At 69.7% G+C, this 20,732-nt stretch carries 17 protein-coding genes; 12 read left to right on the top strand and 5 right to left on the bottom strand.

Annotated elements, in window-relative coordinates; all coding sequences use genetic code 11:
- Positions 1 to 30: 30 nt before the first annotated feature.
- The 3 genes from ACQPY4_RS23340 to ACQPY4_RS23330 form a co-directional block, all read right to left on the bottom strand.
- Positions 31 to 1,275 (bottom strand): serine hydrolase domain-containing protein, encoded by a 1,245-nt coding sequence (locus ACQPY4_RS23340; protein ID WP_433323983.1) that lies wholly within the window; start codon positions 1,273 to 1,275, stop codon positions 31 to 33.
- Between the two features lie 117 nt (positions 1,276 to 1,392).
- Complete coding sequence (locus ACQPY4_RS23335; protein ID WP_433323981.1) at positions 1,393 to 1,518, bottom strand: DUF397 domain-containing protein; 126 nt, start codon at positions 1,516 to 1,518, stop codon at positions 1,393 to 1,395.
- Between the two features lie 68 nt (positions 1,519 to 1,586).
- Positions 1,587 to 2,441 carry a helix-turn-helix domain-containing protein gene (locus ACQPY4_RS23330; RefSeq protein WP_433323979.1) on the bottom strand — a complete coding sequence of 285 codons (855 nt, stop codon included), beginning with the start codon at positions 2,439 to 2,441 and terminating at the stop codon, positions 1,587 to 1,589.
- A 159-nt stretch (positions 2,442 to 2,600) separates the two neighbouring features.
- Here ACQPY4_RS23330 and ACQPY4_RS23325 point away from each other — a divergent pair, with 159 nt between their 5' ends.
- The 12 genes from ACQPY4_RS23325 to ACQPY4_RS23270 all read left to right on the top strand — a co-directional run bounded on the left by ACQPY4_RS23325 (position 2,601) and on the right by ACQPY4_RS23270 (position 17,646).
- Complete coding sequence (locus ACQPY4_RS23325; protein ID WP_433323977.1) at positions 2,601 to 6,368, top strand: endo-alpha-N-acetylgalactosaminidase family protein; 3,768 nt, start codon at positions 2,601 to 2,603, stop codon at positions 6,366 to 6,368.
- Positions 6,369 to 6,531: 163 nt separating this feature from the next.
- Complete coding sequence (locus tag ACQPY4_RS23320; RefSeq protein WP_433323975.1) at positions 6,532 to 7,683, top strand: GNAT family N-acetyltransferase; 1,152 nt, start codon at positions 6,532 to 6,534, stop codon at positions 7,681 to 7,683.
- Positions 7,684 to 7,764: 81 nt separating this feature from the next.
- Entirely contained in the window at positions 7,765 to 8,292 is a 528-nt protein-coding gene (gene ruvC / locus ACQPY4_RS23315) for a crossover junction endodeoxyribonuclease RuvC (RefSeq protein ID WP_433323973.1), read from the top strand.
- The gene (ruvA, locus tag ACQPY4_RS23310; RefSeq protein ID WP_433323971.1) at positions 8,289 to 8,897 is read left to right on the top strand and encodes a Holliday junction branch migration protein RuvA; all 609 of its coding nucleotides are present in this window, start codon (positions 8,289 to 8,291) and stop codon (positions 8,895 to 8,897) included. The genes ruvC and ruvA overlap by 4 nt, the downstream gene beginning before the upstream one ends.
- 70 nt (positions 8,898 to 8,967) lie before the next feature.
- Positions 8,968 to 10,020: a Holliday junction branch migration DNA helicase RuvB gene (gene ruvB / locus ACQPY4_RS23305; protein ID WP_433323969.1), complete on the top strand. Its 1,053-nt coding sequence runs from the start codon at positions 8,968 to 8,970 to the stop codon at positions 10,018 to 10,020.
- 192 nt (positions 10,021 to 10,212) lie between these two features.
- Positions 10,213 to 10,716: a preprotein translocase subunit YajC gene (gene yajC, locus ACQPY4_RS23300; RefSeq protein WP_433323967.1), complete on the top strand. Its 504-nt coding sequence runs from the start codon at positions 10,213 to 10,215 to the stop codon at positions 10,714 to 10,716.
- Between the two features lie 142 nt (positions 10,717 to 10,858).
- Complete coding sequence (secD, locus tag ACQPY4_RS23295) at positions 10,859 to 12,577, top strand: protein translocase subunit SecD (protein ID WP_433323965.1); 1,719 nt, start codon at positions 10,859 to 10,861, stop codon at positions 12,575 to 12,577.
- A 1-nt stretch (position 12,578) separates the two neighbouring features.
- Positions 12,579 to 13,739: a protein translocase subunit SecF gene (gene secF, locus ACQPY4_RS23290; RefSeq protein ID WP_433323963.1), complete on the top strand. Its 1,161-nt coding sequence runs from the start codon at positions 12,579 to 12,581 to the stop codon at positions 13,737 to 13,739.
- Between the two features lie 85 nt (positions 13,740 to 13,824).
- Complete coding sequence (locus ACQPY4_RS23285) at positions 13,825 to 14,349, top strand: adenine phosphoribosyltransferase (RefSeq protein WP_433323961.1); 525 nt, start codon at positions 13,825 to 13,827, stop codon at positions 14,347 to 14,349.
- A 107-nt stretch (positions 14,350 to 14,456) separates the two neighbouring features.
- Positions 14,457 to 16,889, top strand: coding sequence for a RelA/SpoT family protein (locus ACQPY4_RS23280; protein WP_433323959.1), 2,433 nt, complete (start codon positions 14,457 to 14,459; stop codon positions 16,887 to 16,889).
- A gap of 122 nt (positions 16,890 to 17,011) precedes the next feature.
- Complete coding sequence (locus tag ACQPY4_RS23275) at positions 17,012 to 17,257, top strand: hypothetical protein (RefSeq protein WP_433323957.1); 246 nt, start codon at positions 17,012 to 17,014, stop codon at positions 17,255 to 17,257.
- Complete coding sequence (locus ACQPY4_RS23270; protein WP_433323955.1) at positions 17,254 to 17,646, top strand: twitching motility protein PilT; 393 nt, start codon at positions 17,254 to 17,256, stop codon at positions 17,644 to 17,646. The genes ACQPY4_RS23275 and ACQPY4_RS23270 overlap by 4 nt, the downstream gene beginning before the upstream one ends.
- A gap of 62 nt (positions 17,647 to 17,708) precedes the next feature.
- On the opposite strand, the gene aspS is transcribed toward ACQPY4_RS23270, so the two are convergent.
- Together aspS and hisS are read right to left on the bottom strand one after the other, a co-directional pair.
- Positions 17,709 to 19,463 (bottom strand): aspartate--tRNA ligase, encoded by a 1,755-nt coding sequence (gene aspS / locus ACQPY4_RS23265; protein ID WP_433323953.1) that lies wholly within the window; start codon positions 19,461 to 19,463, stop codon positions 17,709 to 17,711.
- Positions 19,460 to 20,728, bottom strand: a complete 1,269-nt coding sequence (gene hisS / locus ACQPY4_RS23260) for a histidine--tRNA ligase (RefSeq protein WP_433323951.1) — start codon at positions 20,726 to 20,728, stop codon at positions 19,460 to 19,462. Before hisS ends, aspS begins: the two co-directional genes overlap by 4 nt.
- Positions 20,729 to 20,732: the final 4 nt, after the last annotated feature.

The raw sequence follows: 20,732 nt of genomic DNA, 5'->3' as shown, positions 1-20,732 counted from the left end.
CCGCGGCATCCGTCCTCCAAGGGCCCCTCGTCAGCGCTGGCCGGTGATCGCCCGGGTCTCCTGCTCGATGATCTCCCACAGCGGGGCGCCGTCATGGTTGGTGAGGATGACGCCGACCCAGCCGGTGTCGGGGTAGATGTTCCAGCTGGCGCCGACACCGGGGTCGCCGCCCGCGCGTCCCCACAGCCACTGGCCGCCGGTGATGGAGACCGGCATCATGTAGGACCCGAACGAGGCGTCGGCGGGGGCTGCCCGGCGGGCCCGCAGGCCGCCTCCCTGCGGAGGGTTGGGGATCTTGGGCCCGGTGAGCAGTGCGGCGTAGTGCCGGTCCAGCACCGTCCCGTCGGTCAGCGCCTGGGCGAACCGGACCAGGTCGGGTGCGGTGCAGAAGCCGCCGTCCCCGGGGGCGTCGATGAAGGCGCGCCCCGGGTTCCTGCCCGGGTTGTGCGGGCTCGGACTGCCCTTGTCCAGATTGCGGACGGCGTCCACGACGGTGCCGTCGGCCAGTTCCATGTACGGGTGCGCGATGTGCTTGTCGGTGAGCCACTGCGGCCGGGTGTAGAACGCCGAACCGGTCATGCCGCAGCGCTTGAAGATGTTCTCCTCGACATAGTCCCAGTAGCTCTTGCCGCTCACGGCCTCCACGATCTGCGCGGGGATGGCGACCTCGGCCCCGGCGTGGTCGGTGCGCGTGCCGGGCGGGGACACCAGCTTGGCCTCCCGGGCCCACTTCTCGTTGTACTCGCGGACCTCGTCCCGGCTCTGGAAGACGCGTTCCACGTCCACGTCCGGGTTGCTCAGCCCGGAGAGACCGGCGAGCAGGTGATGGATGGTCACCTTCTCGGCGATCTCCTTGGCGAAGCCCGTCAGATGGGTGCCCACCGTGTCGTACAGCTTCAGCTTGCCCTGCTGCGCCAGCTGCAGGATGGCCACCGCACCGAACGGCTTGCCCGCCGAGCTGAGCGTGAACGCGACGCCCTCGTCGTTGCGGATCTCCTTCTCCTTGTCGGCCATGCCGTAGCTGCGCGACAGCACCGTCCGGCCCCGATGCGACAGCAGCACCACCCCGGAGAACTTCCCGTCGGCGGCCAGCTTGGCCACATACCGGTCGTAGGCTCCACCGGGCCGGGTGTCCGGCGGAATCGGCCCGCCCCGGCCCGGCGCGGCGTGACCGGGCCCTGCGGCCACCAGCGGCGCCGCCACCGCCCCCGCGGCCGCCAGCCCGCCCCACCCGAGCATCCGCCGCCGGTCGACACCCACGGAATCCGCGTCCATGCTCACGTCCCTCTTCAGATCGACGAACAGACCGTCGCTCACTAAAGACGTGTGACCGTTGCCATGGCGTATGCGTTTTTCAATACGCCCGCGATACGCGGCGACCTCGGCGCGGTTTCAGTGCTCGGTCTTCAACCGGTCGAGGAGCCCGCGCCACGCGGTAGGCGTCAGGGGCAGCACCGGCCCCGAAGGATCCTTCGAGTCCCGCACGGCCACCAGGCGGTCGCCCCTGGCGATCTCCACGCATGCACCCTCGTTGGCACCGCTGTGGCTACTCTTGCGCCACCTGGCGCCTGACAGGTCAGCGGTCTTCATATCTCCGACAGTATCTGTTCGATCAGTCGGTGCGACTCCGATTCATCGAGCGCTGCCGCGCGCAGGTGATTGAATGCCTTTTCGTATTCGGCGACTTCCTTCTCGTCCGCGATGAACATGCCGTGGGTGTAGCCGTCCACCAGAACTGTGGTCAACCGTCCAGGGGGACGCAGGTTGAGAATGAGGAACGGGGCCGACGGTCCTGGATCGATGCTTGCGGTGTGATCGAGTATGCGGAGGTCCGTGGATTGGGCCTGGATGTGGTCGAGCAGACTCCGAAGTTGAGCGCGGAGGATTTCAGCACCGCCGATGTGCTGGCGGAGCGCGGCCTCGCCGATAACCACCTCATAGCGTGGGCGATCCGGGCGAGTAAGGACCCGTTGGCGGCTCATCCGGAACTCCACCAGCGCCTGGGGGTCACTTGACGGGCTGAGGAGACCGGCTGCCAACTGTGCTTCGGTATAGGCCCGGTCCTGAAGCAGGCCCGGGATGGTAGTCGCCTTGGTCTCGCGAAGGAGGTTCGAGTCCTCCTCCAAGCTGGCGAGATCCAGAGCGGCGGCTGAGACCTTGCCTTCCCAAGGGCGCTGCCAGCGGCCGCCTCGGCCGCGCATGGACAAATAAAGGAGGCTTTCACGCAGAGGGCTGTCGGCCGCCACCTCGTACATGTCCAGGAGGTCGACCAGCTCCCAGGTGTCGATCGTGTGCTGACCGTTCTCCAGCGTGCTGAACCAGCCCGAGGATCGGCCATAGCGGCGCGAGACAGCGCCAAGAGTCAGGCCGTTGGCCTCACGGATCTCGCGGAGTGCTGAGCCGATCCTGCGCCAGCGGACGGACGTTGTCGCTGAGCCCATCTGGCGACGATGTCACGCTCGGTAAGTTCATGTAAGCGATTCGGCATCGGTCTGAATCTTCAATCGTGTGAAGAGTCCATGTGGGCGCATACGGGAGTCCATATGGCTGTGAGCTGGTGAGGTGGAAGCTTCCTCCAGGGTTCGGGAACTGGAGGTTCCATGCGATTGCGCAGTGTGCTCGCCGTGTCGGCGGGTCTTTCCATCGCCGGGTCAGGGTGGTTGGCGCCCGTGGCCGTGGCCGCGCCCGCCGACGAGTTCGTCCTGCGGTCGGGTGAGCTTTCGGTCGCCGTCGCCAAGGACTTCCCGCGCGTCCTTCGGTATCGGGACAACGCGAGCGGCGCCGAGCTGGGCGGCAGTGCGCGTGCGCCGGGCAAGGTCGTGCTCAACGGCAAGGAGTACGAGGTCGGGGTGAGCGCGGAGAGCACGGGGGCCTCCGCGTCTTACAAGCTCACGTTTCCCGAGCTCGCGGGGGTCGAGCTGGACGCCAGCCTCAGCGTCGTGGGGCGGGTGACGACGTTCCGGGTGGACGCCGTGCGCGACACCGAGGCGTTCCGGGTCGGGACGATCGATGTCCCGGGGCATGATCTGGTGTCGGTCTCCAGCGATCAGGACGGGGCCTCGACCGCGTTCACCAGGCTCGATACCAACTCCACGCGGACGGCCGACCGGTTCGCCAAGGTCACCGGGGATACGCCTGCCGACGCCAAGCCGGTGGGTGCGGCCTACGGGATCGTCAATACGGGGAAGCTCGCGGCGGCGGTCGAGTCGAACTCCAGTGTCGACAAGCCCTCGGGGGAGTCCAACCTGGACGGGGCGCGCTTCTGGCATCAGGCCCGCAAGGACGGGGGCAAGACGACCGTCGGTGTGTGGAGCGGGCAGTGGACGTACCGGGCCGACAAGGCCCCGTACACCGAGGAACTGCCCTACGCCAAGGTGATCGTCACGCCGGACGCCAACGGCGACGGCGCCGTGGACTGGCAGGACGGCGCCGTGGCGTTCCGCGAGATCGGCGTGAAGCCGCCGGGCTGGCAGGGCACCAAGGACCGGGTGGTCGCGCACATTCCCTTCAATTTCGCCAGCCAGGCCACCAACCCGTTCCTGCGGACGCTCGACAACGTCAAGAGGATCGCGCTGGCGACGGACGGGCTCGGGCAGCAGGCCCTTCTCAAGGGCTACGGGTCCGAGGGGCACGACTCGGCGCACCCTGATTACGGGGGCAACCACAACAAGCGGGCCGGTGGGCTGAAGGACCTCAACACGCTGTTGAAGAAGGGCAAGAAGTGGAACGCCACCTTCGGCGTCCACGTCCAGAACACCGAGTCGTATCCCGAGGCGAAGAGCTTCAGCGAGAAGCTGGTCGACAAGACCAAGCCGGGCTGGAACTGGCTCGACCCGTCCTACTACATCGACCAGCGGACCGATCTGGCGTCGGGGGAGTTCGCCAAGAGGCTCAAGCGTCTCCGGCAGGAGACCGACCCGAACCTGTCCTTCCTGTACGTGGACGTCTTCTACTCGTCCGGCTGGCTCTCGGACCGGCACCAGAAGGACATCGCCGCCCTGGGCTGGAACGTCAACACCGAGTGGGCCTACAGCATGGAGCGCACCTCGACGTGGGCGCACTGGGCCAACGACCTCAACTACGGCGGCAAGGACAACAAGGGGCTGAACTCCCAGATCATCCGGTTCATCCGCAACCACGAGAAGGACGTCTGGAACGGCCACCCGGTCCTCGGGCAGACCGCGCTGGTCGACTTCGAGGGCTGGACGGGCCAGAACGACTGGAACGCCTTCTACCGCAACATCTGGGAGAAGGCCCTGCCCGCCAAGTACCTCCAGGGCTTCCAGATCCGCGACTGGAACGACAAGGACATCGCCTTCACCGGCGGCGTGCGCGGCACGAGCGCGAACGGGAAGCGGGAGATCTTCGCGGGCGACGCCAAGGTGATCGACGGCGACACCTATCTCATTCCGTGGACGGGCGGCAAGCTCTACCACTACAACCCCAAGGGCGGCACCACCACCTGGACGGTGCCCGCCGAGTACAAGGGCGCGTCCAGGCTCAACGTCTTCAAGCTCACCGACAACGGCCGCGTCAAGGCCGGGGACGTCCGCGTCAAGGACGGCAAGGTGACGGTGAAGGCCGACGCCGGGCAGCCCTACATCCTCACCCCGGGTTCGGCCAAGAGCCCCGACGCCAACTGGGGCGAGGACACGCAGATCAAGGACCCGGGATTCAACGCCTCCGACCTGAAGGCGTGGAACCCGTCCGGGCCCGTCCAGCGCTGGCGCCTGGACAAGGGCCAGCAGGTCGCCGTCCTGGCGGGCGGGGCCGGGTCGTCCATCCGGCAGCGGCTCAACGGCCTGCGCGAGGGCACCTACACCGCGACCGCGTTCATCGAGGTCGAGCCCGGCAAGTCGCGCGAGGTCACGCTGTCGGCGGGGGACCGCGCGACGACGATCCAGCGGTCCACGGCCAAGAACGGCGTGGGCGCCGACGAGAAACGCGACACCTACTACCAGCGCGTCAGCACCACGTTCACCGTCAAGAAGGGCCACGGCGTCGATCTGACGATCAAGGCCGGGCCCGGCGACGCCAAGGTCGGCGTGGACGACGTCCGCGTGACCCCCGGCGGGTCCGGAGGCGGCGACTTCGAGGACGACCAGGCGGGCTGGGGCCCCTTCGTCAAGGGCGACGCGGGCGGCGCGACCGACCCGCGCACCCACCGCTCGGAGAAGAACGCCCCGTATACGCAGCGCGGCTGGAACGGCAAGCTCGTGGACGACGTCATCGAGGGCGACTGGTCGCTCAAGGCGCACGAGGAGAACTCCGGTCTCGTCTACCGGACGGTGCCGCAGACCGTCCGCTTCGAGCCCGGCCGCAAGTACAGGGTCGAGTTCGACTACCAGAACGCCAAGGCGGGCGCCTACCAGTGGGTGACCGGGTTCGACTCGGTGGCCGACGCCAAGCCCGTCTCGGTCGAGACGCGCCGGACCGATCTCGGCGAGCAGCACACCACCCGCCGGTTCGCCGAGGAGGTCGTCGGCGGCTGCGGCGACTCCTGGGTCGGGCTGCGCAAGAGCGGCGGCGGCATCAAGGAGGCCGACTTCGTCCTGGACGGCTTCAAGGTCACCGATCTCGGGCCCGCCGCGGCCCCGAGCTGCGGCAGCCTGAGCATCGCGGCGCCGCCCGGCGCGCTCGAACCCGGTGCGGGCACCAAGGTCACCACGGCGTTCACCAACCACGAGCGCGAGGCCGCGACGAACGTGAAGGTCGCGCTCGCGGTGCCCGAGGGCTGGACGGCCGCGGCGTCCACCCCCGCCGAGTTCGCCACGGTCGCCCCCGGCGCCCGGGTGTCCACCACGTGGACGATCACTCCTCCGGCCGACGCGAAGTACGACACCTACAAGATCGCCGCCACGGCGTCCTACGACGGCGGCCGCAGCGCGGGCGACGCGATCGCGGTCAGGACCGTGCCTCCGGCCCCGAAGGGCCAGGCATGGGCGAGCGACCACCCCTGGACCCTGGCCGAGAACGGCTGGGGCCCGGTCGAGCGCGACCAGTCCAACGGCGAGCAGGGCTCCGGCGACGGCGGCCCGATCAGCATCGGAGGCAAGAAGCACGACAAGGGCCTGGGCGCCCACGCGGACTCGACCGTCCGGTACTACCTGGGCGGAACCTGCACCGCCTTCACCGCCGAGGTCGGTGTGGACGACCGGCAGGGCACCCGGGGGACGGTCGCCTTCACCGTCACCGCCGACGGCCGCAAGGTCGCCGAGAGCCCGCTGATGAAGGGCGGTCAGCCCGGCCACGCCCTGACGGCCGACGTCACCGGCGCCCGCTACGTCGACCTGAACGTCACCGACGGCGGCGACGGCGACGGCAACGACTGGGCCGACTGGGGCTCGGCCCGCTTCACCTGCTCCTAGCCGGAGGCCCTCGGCCCGCGTCTCCCAAGGAGACGCGGGCCGAGGACGGGACGGGCGCGGTCGCTCCGACGTCCCCTCGAACTCCGGTCCGCCACCGAGGACGTCGAGGTGGGGGCGCGCGGGACGGTGCTTCTCGTCGGACCCGTCGCGTAATGTCTGGATCATGGAAATTCGCGCGCTCGGACACGACGAGATGGAGCTCACCCGCGACGTCCGCAGCCGGTCCTTCGGCCGGTTCTCGGACGAGAAGTGGGCCGAGAGCCTGCGCGCGACGCGTCCCGCCGTCGAGGCCGGACGCCAGCTCGGCGGGTTCGAGGACGGCCGGATCGTCTCCACCGCCCGCATCCACGACCTGCGCCAGTGGTGGCACGGCCGCGCCGTCTCGATGGGCGGGATCGGCAGCGTCACCGTCGCGCCCGAGGTCCGCGGCCGAGGGCTCGGCCGCGCGATGATGACCGCCGTCCTGGAGCGCTGCGTGGAGTACGGCCACGCGATCTCCATGCTCTACCCGACCGTCCCGGAGCTCTACCGGTCCCTCGGCTGGGAACACGCGGGCACCCACGACCACATCGAGATCCCGACCACCACGCTGCGGGCCATCCAGGCCGAGCCGGTCACCGTGCGCCGCGCGGGGCCGGGCGACGCCGCCGAGGTGACCCGGCTCATCAGGGAGATCCACCGCGAGGCGGGCGACAGCGGGCCCATCGACTGGGGCGAGGACGTGTGGGCCGCCCTCCTCGACGACGAGGCGTCCTATTGCTACCTGGCCGAGGACGGCTTCCTCCGCTACTCCTGGAACCGCGACTCCTCGGGCTTCGACGTCGACCGGGTCGTCGCCGCCTCCGAACGCACCCTGAGGGGCCTGTGGGCCCTGGTCGGCTCCGGCTCGGCCATGGCCAAGACCGCCAGCGCCTGCCTGGCACCCGACGACCCGCTCCTGTGGCTCACCCGGGAACGCACCAGCGAGACGCGCAAGAGCGACCGGTGGATGCTCCGCGTCGTCGACGCGCCCGCCGCCATCGAGGCGCGCGGCTACCTGCCCGGCGTCACCGCCGAGGCGTCCCTGCGGGTCGACGACCCGCAGGTGCCGTCCAACTCCGGTTCCTGGCGGCTGGTGATCAAGGACGGGCGCGGCAGCCTGGAGCGCGCGCCCGAGGACCCGTCGGCGATCCGGCTCACCGCACGCGGCCTCTCCGGTCTCTACGCGGGCGTGCCCGTCCCCGTCCTGCGCCGCGCGGGCCTGCTGGACGGGCCCGACGCCGCCGCCCTCGGCGCCGCGTTCACCGCCTCGCCGTATTCGCTCGACTTCTTCTGACACGTGGCGCGGGTGCGCGACGGATGTCCCGAGGGTTCGGTAGCGTGTCGCGTGCCGAACAGATGATCGAAGGAGCGGGCCGTGCGGGTGATGGGCGTCGACCCTGGTCTCACCCGCTGCGGCGTCGGCGTCGTCGACGGCGCGCCGGGCAAGCCCCTGCGGCTGGTGCACGTCGGCGTCGTCCGCACCGACCCCGGCGACGACATCGCCCAGCGCCTGCTGGGCATCGAGACCGGCATCGAGGCCCTGGTCGAGCAGTACGCGCCCGACGCCATCGCGGTCGAGCGCGTGTTCGCCCAGCACAACGTCCGCACCGTCATGGGCACCGCCCAGGCCGCCGGGGTGGCGATGCTGATCGCCGCCCGGCGCGGGCTGCCCGTGGCCATGCACACGCCCAGCGAGGCCAAGGCCGCCGTCACCGGCAACGGCCGCGCCGACAAGGCCCAGGTCACCACCATGGTCATGCGGCTGCTGCGCCTGGAGACCGCGCCCAAGCCCGCCGACGCCGCCGACGCGCTGGCCCTGGCCATCTGCCACGTCTGGCGCGGCGGCGCCCAGGCCAGGCTCACCGCCGCACGCGCCAGGACACCGGGAGGAACCCGCAAGTGATCGCCTTCGTCAGCGGCCGGGTGGCCGCCACCGGGCCCGACGGCGCCGTCGTCGACGTCGGGGGAGTGGGCTACGCCGTCCAGTGCACCCCCGCCACCCTCGCCGGCCTCCGCGTCGGCGAGCAGGCCCAGGTGCCCACCTCGCTGGTCGTCCGCGAAGACTCCATGACCCTGTTCGGGTTCGCCGACGACGACGAGCGCTCGGTGTTCGAACTCCTGCAGACCGCCAGCGGCGTCGGCCCCCGCCTCGCCCTGGCCATGCTCGCCGTCCACAGTCCCGACGCCCTGCGCCTGGCGGTCTCCACCGAAGACCTCACCGCGCTCACCAAGGTCCCCGGCATCGGCAAGAAGGGCGCCCAGCGCATCGTCCTGGAACTGCGCGACCGGCTGGGCGGCCCCATCGGCGACCCGTCGGCCGACGGCGGCCGCGCGGCCGCCCGCCCCGCCGCCTGGCGCGACCAGGTCCAGGCCGGGCTGATCAACCTCGGCTGGTCCGCCCGCGACGCCGACGCCGCCGTCGACGCCGTCGCCGCCGAACTCGGCTCCGACGAGCCGCCGCCGGTCGCCGTCCTGCTCAAGTCCGCCCTGAAGAAGCTCAGCAAGTGACCCGCCCCGCCGAGCGACGAGGGACGTCGCCGCGCAAGGCGGCTGCGAGCCGCCGGACGGAGGCGAGGCCATGAACGGCGACAGGCTGGTCTCCTCCGATGCCGACGGGCCCGAGGAGGAGGTCATCGAGGCCGCGCTGCGGCCCAAGAAGCTCGACGACTTCATCGGGCAGGAGCGGGTGCGCGAGCAGCTCTCGCTGGTGCTGCACAGCGCGCTGAGGCGCGGACGGACACCCGACCACGTGCTGCTGTCGGGCGGGCCCGGCCTGGGCAAGACGACCCTCGCCATGATCATCTCAGCCGAGCTGGGGCAGCCGCTGCGGATCTCCTCGGGCCCCGCCATCGAGCGGGCGGGCGATCTGGCCGCGGTGCTGTCGACGCTGGCCGAGGGCGAGGTGCTCTTCCTGGACGAGATCCACCGCATGGCCCGTCCCGCCGAAGAGATGCTCTACATGGCGATGGAGGACTTCCGGGTCGACGTCGTGGTGGGCAAGGGCCCGGGAGCGACCGCCATCCCGCTCGACATCGCGCCCTTCACGCTGGTGGGAGCCACCACCCGGGCGGGCATGCTGCCCGGCCCCCTGCGCGACCGGTTCGGGTTCGTCGCCCACATGGACTTCTACGAACCCGCCGAGCTCGAAGTGATCGTCAAGCGCTCGGCCCGGCTGCTGGGCGTCGAGATCTCCGACGACGGCGCCGCCGAGGTCGCCGGGCGCTCCCGGGGGACGCCCCGTATCGCCAACCGGCTGCTGCGGCGCGTCCGCGACTACGCCGAGGTCCGCGCCGACGGCGCCGTCGACCTCGAGCTGGCCCGCGCCGCGCTGCGCCTCTACGAGGTCGACGAGCGCGGCCTCGACCGTCTCGACCGGGCGGTCCTGGGGTCCCTGATGCGCAAGTTCGGCGGGGGGCCCGTGGGGCTGTCGACGCTGGCGGTGTCGGTGGGGGAGGAGCCCGAGACCGTCGAGGTCGTCGCCGAGCCCTTCCTGGTCAGGCAGGGGTTGCTGGCCCGCACGCCCCGGGGGCGCATCGCCACTCCGGCGGCCTGGGCGCACCTGGGGCTGACCCCTCCGCCGACGTCCCCGATGGCCGGTACGCTCTTCGAAGTCGACGACGACCCCGAGTAGTGATCACGGCGGAATGATCGCAGAGTAACGGGTTGGGAACTTCCTGGGGCCGCCGCTCGTCACGTCGTTGCCGGTACCTCGCATACTCTCTAGACTCCGGGACTTGGTCACCGTCTCCAGCCGGCGGTCCCTCGGTGCGAGGCCAAAACTGGCGACAGGCTGGATAAACCACATCGGAAGGATGCCCCAGTGATGGGCAGCGACATGATTATTGCGGCGGACTCGGGCGGCAGTGGGGCCTTCAACATCATCCTCCTGCTGGCCGTCCCGCTGGTGTTCTACTTCCTGCTGATCCGTCCGCAGAGCAAGCGCCGGCGCGAAGCCCTGCAGATGCAGCGCAACGTCCAGCCGGGCGTCCGCGTCCTGACGACCAGCGGCATGCAGGCCACGGTCGTCGAGGTCGACGACGACGGTCTCCTGCTGGAGATCGCTCCCGACGTCGAGGTCCGCTTCGTCAAGGCCGCCGTGATGCAGGTGCTCGACGACAAGGCCGGCGGCGAGGTGCTCGACCTCGACGAGGACGACGAGGACGAGGACGACGACGACCTCGACGGCGAGAAGCGCTCCGAGATCGACCTGTCCAAGGCCGAGGACGCCGAAGCCAAGGACGCCGACGCCGAGCGCGCCGCCGACGAGGACGAGGACGTCGAGGTCAAGGCCGGGGCGAAGGCCACAGCGGACAAGCCCTCCGCCTGACCCGGCGCCCGGCACCCCACCGGCCGGCGACGGCGACGACACAAGACAGGAAGTAAGACGACCAGTGGCTCCGCCTAGCAATGTTCCCAGGCCAGGGCGCACGCTCATCGCGCTCTTCGCGGTCATGGCAGCCCTCACGGGCGTGATTCTTCTGCAGGGTCAGACCACCCCGAAACTGGGGCTCGACCTGGCGGGTGGAACCACCGTCACCCTCACCGCCAAGACCGCCAGCGGCAAGAACCCGCCCTCCGCCCAGATGGACCAGGCCGTCAAGATCATGACCCAGCGGGTCAACGGTCTGGGCGTGTCGGACGCCGAGGTGGCCAAGCAGGGCAGCAACAACATCGTCGTCAACGTGCCGGGCGAGGGCCAGGAGCGCGTGGTCAAGCTGATCGGGACCACGGCCAAGCTGCAGTTCCGCCAGGTGATCGCGGCGGCGGACGGCAGGCCGACCCCGGCGCAGACGCCGACCCCGACCACCACGGGCAAGGACAAGGAGAAGGAGAAGGACAAGAGCAAGTCGCCTTCTCCCTCGCCGTCCGAGACCAAGCCCTCGGCCTCGTCCACCCCGCGCAGCCGGGCGATGTCGGAGGCGCTGGCCGCCCCGACGCCGACGCCGACCGCGTCCGCCTCGGGCACGCCGTCCGCCGCGCCCTCGGGGCAGCCGTCCGGCCAGCCCACGCAGCAGCCCCAGATCCCGCCGACGGCGGCCGACCCGGGCCTGGCGAACGTCGACAAGGCCACGCTGAAGCAGTTCGAGGAGCTCGACTGCACCAAGGGCGACCGCCGTGTCCCCGGTGCCAACGACCCGAACCGCAAGTACGTGGCCTCCTGCGACCAGAAGGTCGAAGACGGCCAGATCTCCAAGTACATCCTCGGGCCCGTCCGGGTCCTGGGTGAGGAGGTCTCCGGCGCCAACGCGATGCCGCCGGACGCCCAGCAGGGCCAGGCCAGCTGGTACGTCAGCCTGAAGTTCAAGGGCAAGGGCGCCAAGCAGTTCGGCGACGTCACCAGCGACGCCTACAAGGCCTACCAGCAGTCGCCGCAGTCGCCCCAGGCGCAGGTCGCGATCGTGCTGGACGGCCAGGTCGTCTCCGCCCCGCAGATCCGCAGCGGCGCGATCACCGGTGGCACCGCCCAGATCGACGGCCCGCCCAAGAGCTTCAACCAGACCTACGCCAACGACCTGGCCAACGTCCTGAAGTACGGCGCGCTGCCGCTGGAGTTCACCCAGAGCTCGATCGACGAGGTCTCCTCCACGCTGGGCGACGACCAGCTCCGGGGCGGCCTCATCGCGGGCGGCATCGGGCTGGTGCTGGTCGTCCTGTACTGCCTGCTGTACTACCGGGGGCTCGGCCTGGTGGCCGTGTCCAGCCTGGTCGTCGCCGCGGCGATCACCTACGTCTCGGTGGTCATCCTCGGCAAGAACATGGGCTTCCGGCTCTCGCTGCCGCACATCATCGGTCTGATCGTGTCGATCGGTATCACCGCCGACTCGTTCATCGTCTACTTCGAACGCCTGCGGGACGAGCTGCGCGCGGGACGCGCGCTGCGTCCCTCGGTCGAGACGGCCTGGAAGCGCGCCCGGCGCACCATCCTGGTCGCCGACGCGGTGACGTTCCTGGCCGCGCTGGTCCTGTACTTCCTGGCCGTGGGCGGTGTCCGGGGCTTCGCGTTCGCGATGGGCCTGACCACCCTGATCGACGTGGTCGTGGTCTTCTTCTTCACCAAGCCGCTGGTGGCGCAGCTGTCGCGGACGAAGTTCTTCGGCAGGGGCCACCCGTGGTCCGGGCTGAACGTCGCGCGCCTGCACCGCAAGCCCGCCGCCACCGCCGCCCGCCCGAAGAGCCAGGAGGCCTGAGATGCTGGGGCTGCGCACAGCCATTTCCCGGATCTACCGGGGCGAGATCAGCGCCGACATCGTCGGCAAGCCCAAGATCTGGTACTCCATCTCCGGCTTCCTGCTGGTCGTCTCCATCCTGGGCCTGGTGATCCAGGGCCTGAACTTCGGCGTGGAGTTCAAGGGCGGCTCGGTCTTCACCTTCGGCGCCAAGTCCTCCATCGAGGAGGTGCGCGGCGCCGTGACCAAGGGCGGCGCGCACCAGGTCATCGTCCAGAAGGCCGGCGGCGACTGGCGGGTGACCACCGAGAGCCTGTCCTCGACCCAGGTCGCCGAGGTCAAGCAGAGCGTCGCGGAGGAACTGGCGATCTCGCCCGACAAGGTGAGCACCCAGGTCGTCGGGGCCTCGTGGGGCGGTGAGATCTCCGAGAAGGCCTGGCAGGCCCTCATCGTCTTCATGATCTTGATCATCGCCTATCTGTCGGTGGCGTTCGAGGGACGGATGGCGCTGGCCGCCGTGGTCGCGCTCGTCCACGACCTGGTGATCACGGCGGGCGTCTACGCCTGGTCGGGCTTCGAGGTCACACCGGCGACGCTGCTGGGCTTCCTGACGATCCTCGGATACTCGCTCTACGACGCGGTCGTGGTGTTCGACATGATCAAGGAGGTCACGCGCCCGCTGACGACGGCGTCCAAGGTCACCTACAGCCAGGCGGCGAACCAGGCGCTCAGCAACACGCTGGTGCGCTCGCTGAACACCTCGCTGGTGGCGATCCTGCCGGTCGCGGCGATCCTGTTCATCGGGACGACGCTGTTCGGCGCGGGCACGCTCAAGGACCTCTCGCTCTCGCTGTTCGTCGGCATGATCGTCGGTACGTACTCCTCGATCTGCGTGGCGACGCCGCTGCTCGTCCAGCTCAAGGAGCGCGAACCCAAGTACCGCGAGCTGCGCGAGGCCATCGCCAGGCGCGAGAGCAGCCCCAAGCGGCAGGCCAAGGCCAAGACCGTCAAGACCACCAAGCCGTCCGGCGGCGCCAAGGAGCCGTCCGGCGACCAGGACGACGACGCCCCCGAGCCGGAGGACGACGACATCCCGGCGAGCGTCACCGTCCGCAAGGTGGTGCAGCAGGGGCCCAGGCAGCAGCCCAGGCGCGGCACCCGCCAGCAGCGACGCGGCAAATAACACCGAACGCCAAAGCGCCGGCCGTGTCCACGTGCTCGATGACGTGGACACGGCCGGCGCGTCAGTGAAGGGGGCGGACGCGCCAGTGGACCTCGAAAGGCTGATCCTCGACCGGATCCGCGACATCCCCGAGTACCCCAAGCCCGGCGTGATGTTCAAGGACATCACGCCGTTGCTGGCCGACCATGTCGCCTTCGCCGGAGTCGTGGACGCTGTGGTCAACCACTACGGGCGGGGCACCGTCGACAAGATCGTCGGGATCGAGGCGCGGGGCTTCATCCTGGCCGCTCCCGTGGCCTACCACTTCGGAGCCGGGTTCGTTCCCGTGCGGAAAAAGGGGAAGCTGCCTTCACGGACGCTGGAAGAGACCTATGATCTCGAATACGGGTCCGAGACGATCCAGATGCACGCCGACGCGCTCGGGCCCGGAGAGAGAGTGCTGATCGTCGATGATGTGCTGGCCACGGGAGGGACGGCCGGCGCCACCGCCGAACTCGTCCGACGGGGCGGCGGCGAGGTCGTGGGCCTCTCGGTCCTGATGGAGCTGTCGTTCCTGCACGGCCGGGAGAAGCTGGGGAATACGGACGTCCACGCCCTGGTTACGGTCTAGCACTTATTGGATGCCGGATACACTGGCGGCATCAGGGGTCCGGTGGGGGACGGGCGCTTCCCCGCAGGACGTCAAGGGGATGGCGCCCACATCGTCAAGGAGGCTGGGTGCCCGGTGAGGTGGTATCGACCGACGCGGTGACCGAGGCCGAATCAGGGCCCGCCGCGGAGTCCCGTTCCGACCGGGGGCCCGCGACGCCCGAACCGGCCGAGCGTCCCGCCGCGCCACAGGTGCGCCCGAAAGAGAACCCGCCGTCCGAGACCCCGTCCGATGATCCGTCCAGGCCCACGCCGGCCACGATTCCACCGTCTGCCGCCCGGGTGCGCCGAAGGCTCGCCAGGTTGGGCGCCCAGCGCGGCCCCACTATGAACCCGGTACTCGAACCACTCATCAAGACGGTCCGCAACACCCATCCCAAGGCGGACCTCCGGCTCATCGAGCGCGCCTACGACGTCGCCGCGCACTACCACCGCGACCAGAAGCGCAAGAGCGGCGACCCCTACATCACCCACCCCCTCGCGGTCTCCACCATCCTCGCCGAGCTCGGCATGAACACCGAGACGCTCTGCGCGGCCCTGCTGCACGACACCGTCGAGGACACCCCGTACACCATCGAGGAGCTGCGCGCCGACTTCGGCGACGAGATCGCCGCCCTGGTCGACGGCGTCACCAAGCTCGACAAGGTCAAGTACGGCGAGGCGGCCGAGGCCGAGACGGTCCGCAAGATGGTCGTGGCGATGTCACGTGACATCCGCGTCCTGGTGATCAAGCTCGCCGACCGCCTGCACAACATGCGCACCCTGCGCTACATGGCGCGCCACAAGCAGGAGAAGAAGGCCCGCGAGACCCTGGAGGTCTTCGCGCCGCTGGCCCACCGCCTGGGCATGAACACCCTCAAGTGGGAGCTGGAGGACCTGGCGTTCGCCACCCTCTACCCCAAGCGCTTCGACGAGATCGCCCGCCTGGTCTCCGAGCGCGCCCCCCGCCGCGACATCTTCCTCCAAGAAGTGATCGAGAACGTCTCGACCGACCTGCGCGAGGCCAAGATCAAGGCCAGCGTCACCGGTCGTCCCAAGCACTACTACTCGATCTACCAGAAGATGATCGCCCGGGACGTCAGCTTCGACGACATCTACGACCTGGTCGGCATCCGGGTCCTGGTCGACAGCGTCCGCGACTGCTACGCCGCACTTGGATCGATTCACGCGCGATGGAACCCGGTCCCCGGCCGGTTCAAGGACTACATCGCGATGCCGAAGTTCAACATGTACCAGTCGCTGCACACCACGGTCATCGGCCCCGAGGGCAAGCCCGTCGAGCTGCAGATCCGCACCTGGGGCATGCACCGCCGCGCCGAGTACGGCGTCGCCGCCCACTGGAAGTACAAGGAAGAAACCGTCGCCGGCCGAAAAGCGGGCGACATGCAGTGGCTCCGCCAGCTCCTCGACTGGCAGAAGGAAACAGCCGACCCGGCCGAGTTCCTCGAATCACTCCGCTTCGACCTCTCGGTCTCCGAGTGCTTCGTCTTCACCCCCAAGGGCGACGTCATCGCGCTGCCCCAAGGGGCCACCCCGGTCGACTTCGCCTACGCCATCCACACCGAGGTCGGCCACCGCTGTATCGGCGCCCGCGTCAACGGCCGTCTCGTCCCCCTCGAATCCACCCTCGACAACGGCGACACCGTCGAGGTCTTCACCTCCAAGTCACAGGACGCGGGCCCCAGCCGCGACTGGCTGAACTTCGTCAAGAGCGCCCGCGCCCGCAACAAGATCAAGCACTGGTTCTCCAAGGAGCGCCGCGACACCGCGATCGAGTCCGGCAAGGACTCCATCGCCCGCGCCATGCGCAAGCAGAACATGCCGCTCCAGCGCATGATGTCCGGCGAGGCCCTCCTCGCTTTGGCACGCGACATGCGCTACCCGGACGTCTCGTCCCTCTACGCCGCCGTCGGCGAGGGCCATGTCTCGGCCCAGAGCGTCGTCCAGCGCCTGGTCGAGGCCCTGGGCGGCGTCGAGAGCGCCGACGAGGACCTCGCCGAGATCGCCCTGCCCACCCGCCGCAAGCGCGGCCGCCCCGCCGGCGACCCCGGCGTCGTCGTCGCGGGCGAACCCGACGTCTGGGTCCGCCTGTCCCGATGTTGCACCCCGGTCCCCGGCGACGACATCCTCGGCTTCGTCACCCGCGGCCACGGCGTCTCCGTCCACCGCGCCGACTGCGTCAACGTCGCCAGCCTCAAGTCCGAGCCCGACCGCCTCATCGACGTCAAGTGGTCCCCCGGCGAAGACTCCGTCTTCCTGGTCGCCATCCAGGTCGAGGCCCTCGACCGCCCCCGCCTTCTCTCCGACGTCACCCGCGTCCTGTCCGACCAGCACGTCAACATCCTCTCGGCCTCGGTCACCACCACCCGAGACCGCGTCGCCGTCAGCCGCTTCACCTTCGAAATGGGCGACCCCAAACACCTCGGCCACGTCCTCAAGGCCGTCCGCTCCATAGACGGCGTCTACGACGTCTACCGAGTAACCAGCGGCTCGTCCCGCTAATCCCCGCCGCAACAATGTCGCCCGGTCACCGTTCCACAGACGAACATATTTCCTGCGATGGCGGGGCCGCCGACCTGACTACGCGCCGGTAGAATGTGGCCGTGGGTGTACAAAGAGTGACTATGGAACTCCCCGACGAAACCGTCGGCCTCCTTGAGGAGGCCGCAGAAATAGCAGGTAGCACAGTCTCGGACGTGATCGCTCGCGGTGCCGAGCGCGAGGCCCGCGTTATTGTGGGCGGAGCGGCGATCGAAGAGCAGCTCGAAGAAATGGGCGAAATCTCCGAGCAGGCGCGGGAGTGGGCGGAAGAGGTCCACCAGCGGCACCTGAAGCGCGATCTGGCCCACTATCAGGCGAAGGCGTCATGATCGTCAACCCGTACATCTACGACACCGGCGTGTTGATGGCGGCGGAGCGTGGCGATGAGCGTGTATGGCGCCTGCACATGCTGGCCTATAGAGACGAGGTCCGCGTGATCGTCCCCGCGCCGGTCGTCGCCCAGGCCTGGCGTGATCCGAAGCAAGTGCGTATGGCGCGGCTTCTGAAGGCCGTCGAAGTGCGGGCAATGGACGACGACCTCGCCCGGCGGGCAGGCCGCCTTTGCGGTGAAAGCAATACGGCCGATGTGGTGGACGCCACGGTCGCAGTGCTCGCCGCGGATCTCAACGCGACCGTGCTGACCAGCGATCCGGGCGACATCAACCGGCTGGTCGATCAGCAGAACGCGCTCGCCAGGGTTGAGGTCATGGCAGTCTGATCCCGGCTTCTCAGTGCGACACGAGGGCGGTCACCGGGTTGGGGTGGCCGCCCTCGTTTTTGCTAGGACGGGGATTCTTCGGGGACGACGTCTACGCCGGCTTCCTTGCGTTGCTGGGGGGTGATGGGGGTGGGGGCGGCGGTGAGGGGGTCGTAGCCGGAGGCGGCCTTGGGGAAGGCGATGACCTCGCGGATGGACTCCTCGCCGGCCAGGAGCATGATGGTGCGGTCGAGGCCGAAGGCGATGCCGCCGTGCGGGGGCGGGCCGAACTTGAAGGCCTCGAGGAGGAAGCCGAACTTGGATTCGGCCTCTTCCTTGGACAGGCCCAGCACCTCGAAGACGCGCTGCTGCATCTCGGCGCGGTGGATGCGCAGGGAGCCGCCGCCGATCTCGTTGCCGTTGCAGACGATGTCGTAGGCGTTGGCCAGGGCCGTGGCGGGCTCGTCCTGGAAGGACGAGGCGTACTCGGGCTTGGGGGCGGTGAAGGGGTGGTGGACGGACGTCCAGCCGATCTGCTCGCCCTTGTCGTCCTCGGCGGGCTCGAAGATCGGGGCGTCGACGACCCAGCAGAACGCCCAGGCCGACGCGTCGATCAGGTCGCAGCGGCGGCCGATCTCCAGGCGGGCCGCGCCGAGGAGCTCGCGGGTGGAGTGCGGCTTGCCCGCGCCGAAGAAGACGGCGTCGCCGGGGGCGGCGCCGACCTTGGCGGCCAGGCCCTCCTTCTCGGCGTCGGACAGGTTCTTGGCGACGGGGCCGCCGAGGGTGCCGTCCTCCTGGAGCAGGACGTAGGCCAGCCCCCGGGCGCCGCGGGCCTTGGCCCAGTCCTGCCAGGCGTCCAGCTCCTTGCGGGTCTGGGACGCGCCGCCCGGCATGACCACGGCGCCGACGTAGGGGGCCTGGAAGACCCGGAAGGACGTGCCGGAGAAGTACTCCGTCATGTCGGTGAGCTCGTTGCCGAAGCGCAGGTCGGGCTTGTCGGAGCCGTAGCGCGCCATGGCGTCGGCGTAGGTGATGTGGGGGATCGGACGGGGGATCTCGTACCCCACGATGTCCTTCCACAGCCGTCCGACCAGGTCTTCGGCGATCCGCATGATGTCGTCCTGCTCGATGAACGACATCTCGATGTCGATCTGGGTGAACTCCGGCTGCCGGTCGGCGCGGGAGTCCTCGTCGCGGTAGCAGCGGGCGATCTGGTAGTAGCGTTCCAGGCCCGAGACCATGAGCAGCTGCTTGAACAGCTGCGGCGACTGGGGCAGGGCGTACCAGTGGCCCGGCTTGAGCCGGACGGGCACCAGGAAGTCGCGGGCGCCTTCGGGGGTGGAGCGGGTGAGGGTGGGGGTCTCGACGTTGACGAAGCCGTGCTCGCGCATCACCTCGTGGATGATGTAGGTCCCCTCCGACCGGACGCGCAGGGCCCGCGCGACGCTGTCGCGGCGGATGTCGAGGTACCGGTGCTTGAGCCGGACCTCCTCGTTGACGTTGACGTCGCCCTCGATCGGGAACGGCAGCGGCGCGGCCTCCGACAGCACCTCGATCTCGGTGGCGACGACCTCGACGTCGCCCGTGGGCAGCTCGGGGTTCTCGTTGCCCGCGGGACGGACCCGCACATCGCCGGTGATCTTGACGCAGAACTCCGAGCGCAGGTCGTGCGCGGTGTCTTCCTCGCGGAACACCACCTGGGCCGTGCCGGAGGCGTCGCGGAGGTCGATGAACGTGACGCCGCCGTGGTCACGGCGCCTGGCCACCCAGCCGGTCAGCGTCACCTGCTGCCCGGCGTGCTCCCGGCGGAGCGTTCCCGCCTCGTGTGAGCGGATCATCGTGAGAGCCTTTCCTTCAACGTCGCGGTGAGTTCGGTGAGCGGTACGGCGGTCTGGTCGCCGCCGGCCAGGTCCTTCAGCTGGACGGACCCGGCGGCGATATCTCGCTCGCCGAGGATCAGCGCGTACCGGGCGCCGGAGCGGTCGGCGTCCTTCATGGCGCCCTTGAGCTTCTTGCCGCCATAGGCCATGTCGGCGGCGACTCCCGCGCCGCGCAGCTCGTCGATCATGGTGAACAGCCGCCGCTCGGCGGGCTCGCCGAGGGCGACGCCGAACACCTCGCAGCGGGGCGCGGCGGCGAAGCCGGTGCCCTCGGCCTCCAGGGCGAGGATCGTGCGGTCCAGGCCGAGGCCGAAGCCGATGCCGGGCAGCGCGGGGCCGCCGATGTCCTCCGAGAGGCCGTCGTAGCGGCCGCCGCCGCCGATGGCGGACTGGGCGCCCAGCAGCGGGTGCTCGAACTCGTAGGTCGTGCGGGTGTAGTAGTCGAGGCCGCGCACCAGCGTGGGGGAGTCTTCCCATTCGATGCCGAGGTCGGCGAGCAGTTCGCGGACCCGGTCGTGGTGGGCCTGGCACGCGTCGCACAGGTGGTCGGCCATCAGCGGTGCCTTGGCGACCTGCTCCCTGACCTCGGGACGCTTGTCGTCCAGCACCCGCAGCGGGTTGATCTCGATCCGCTCGCGGGTGGGCTCGTCCAGGTCGAGTCCGCGCAGGAACTCCTGGAGCAGGGCCCGGTAGGCGGGACGGCACTCGCGGCAGCCCAGCGAGTTGAGCATCAGCCGGATCTGGGTGAGGCCCAGCGAGCGGTACCAGCGGGACGCGATCGCGATCGTCTCGGCGTCGACCCGCGGGTCGTCGCTGCCGATGGCCTCCAGGTCGAGCTGGTAGAACTGCCGGTAGCGGCCCTGCTGGGGACGTTCGGCGCGGAACGCGGGCCCGGTCGTCCAGACCTTGACCGGCAGCGCGCCCTGCTTGTGCAGGCCGTTGGCCAGCACCGAGCGCAGCACCCCCGCGGTGAACTCGGGACGCAGCGTCAGCGACCGGCCGCCGCGGTCTTCGAAGGTGTACATCTCCTTGCTGACGACGTCGGTGGACTCGCCGACGCCGCGCCTGAAGAGGTTGGTGTCCTCGAAGACCGCCAGCTCCAGATAGCCGTAGCCGGCCAGCCTGGCCTGCTCGGCGAAGGCCGCGCGGATGGCGTAGAAGAGGTCCGCGCGTGGCGGGACGTATTCACTGACCCCCTTGGGGGTCGGGAAGCTCGAACTCATGATC

Origin of the sequence: Spirillospora sp. CA-294931, from assembly GCF_050946795.1 — a bacterium.
GTDB lineage: Bacteria > Actinomycetota > Actinomycetes > Streptosporangiales > Streptosporangiaceae > Spirillospora.
The sequence above is the reverse complement of the archived record's forward strand: the minus strand, read 5'-3'. Positions and strand labels throughout refer to the sequence as shown.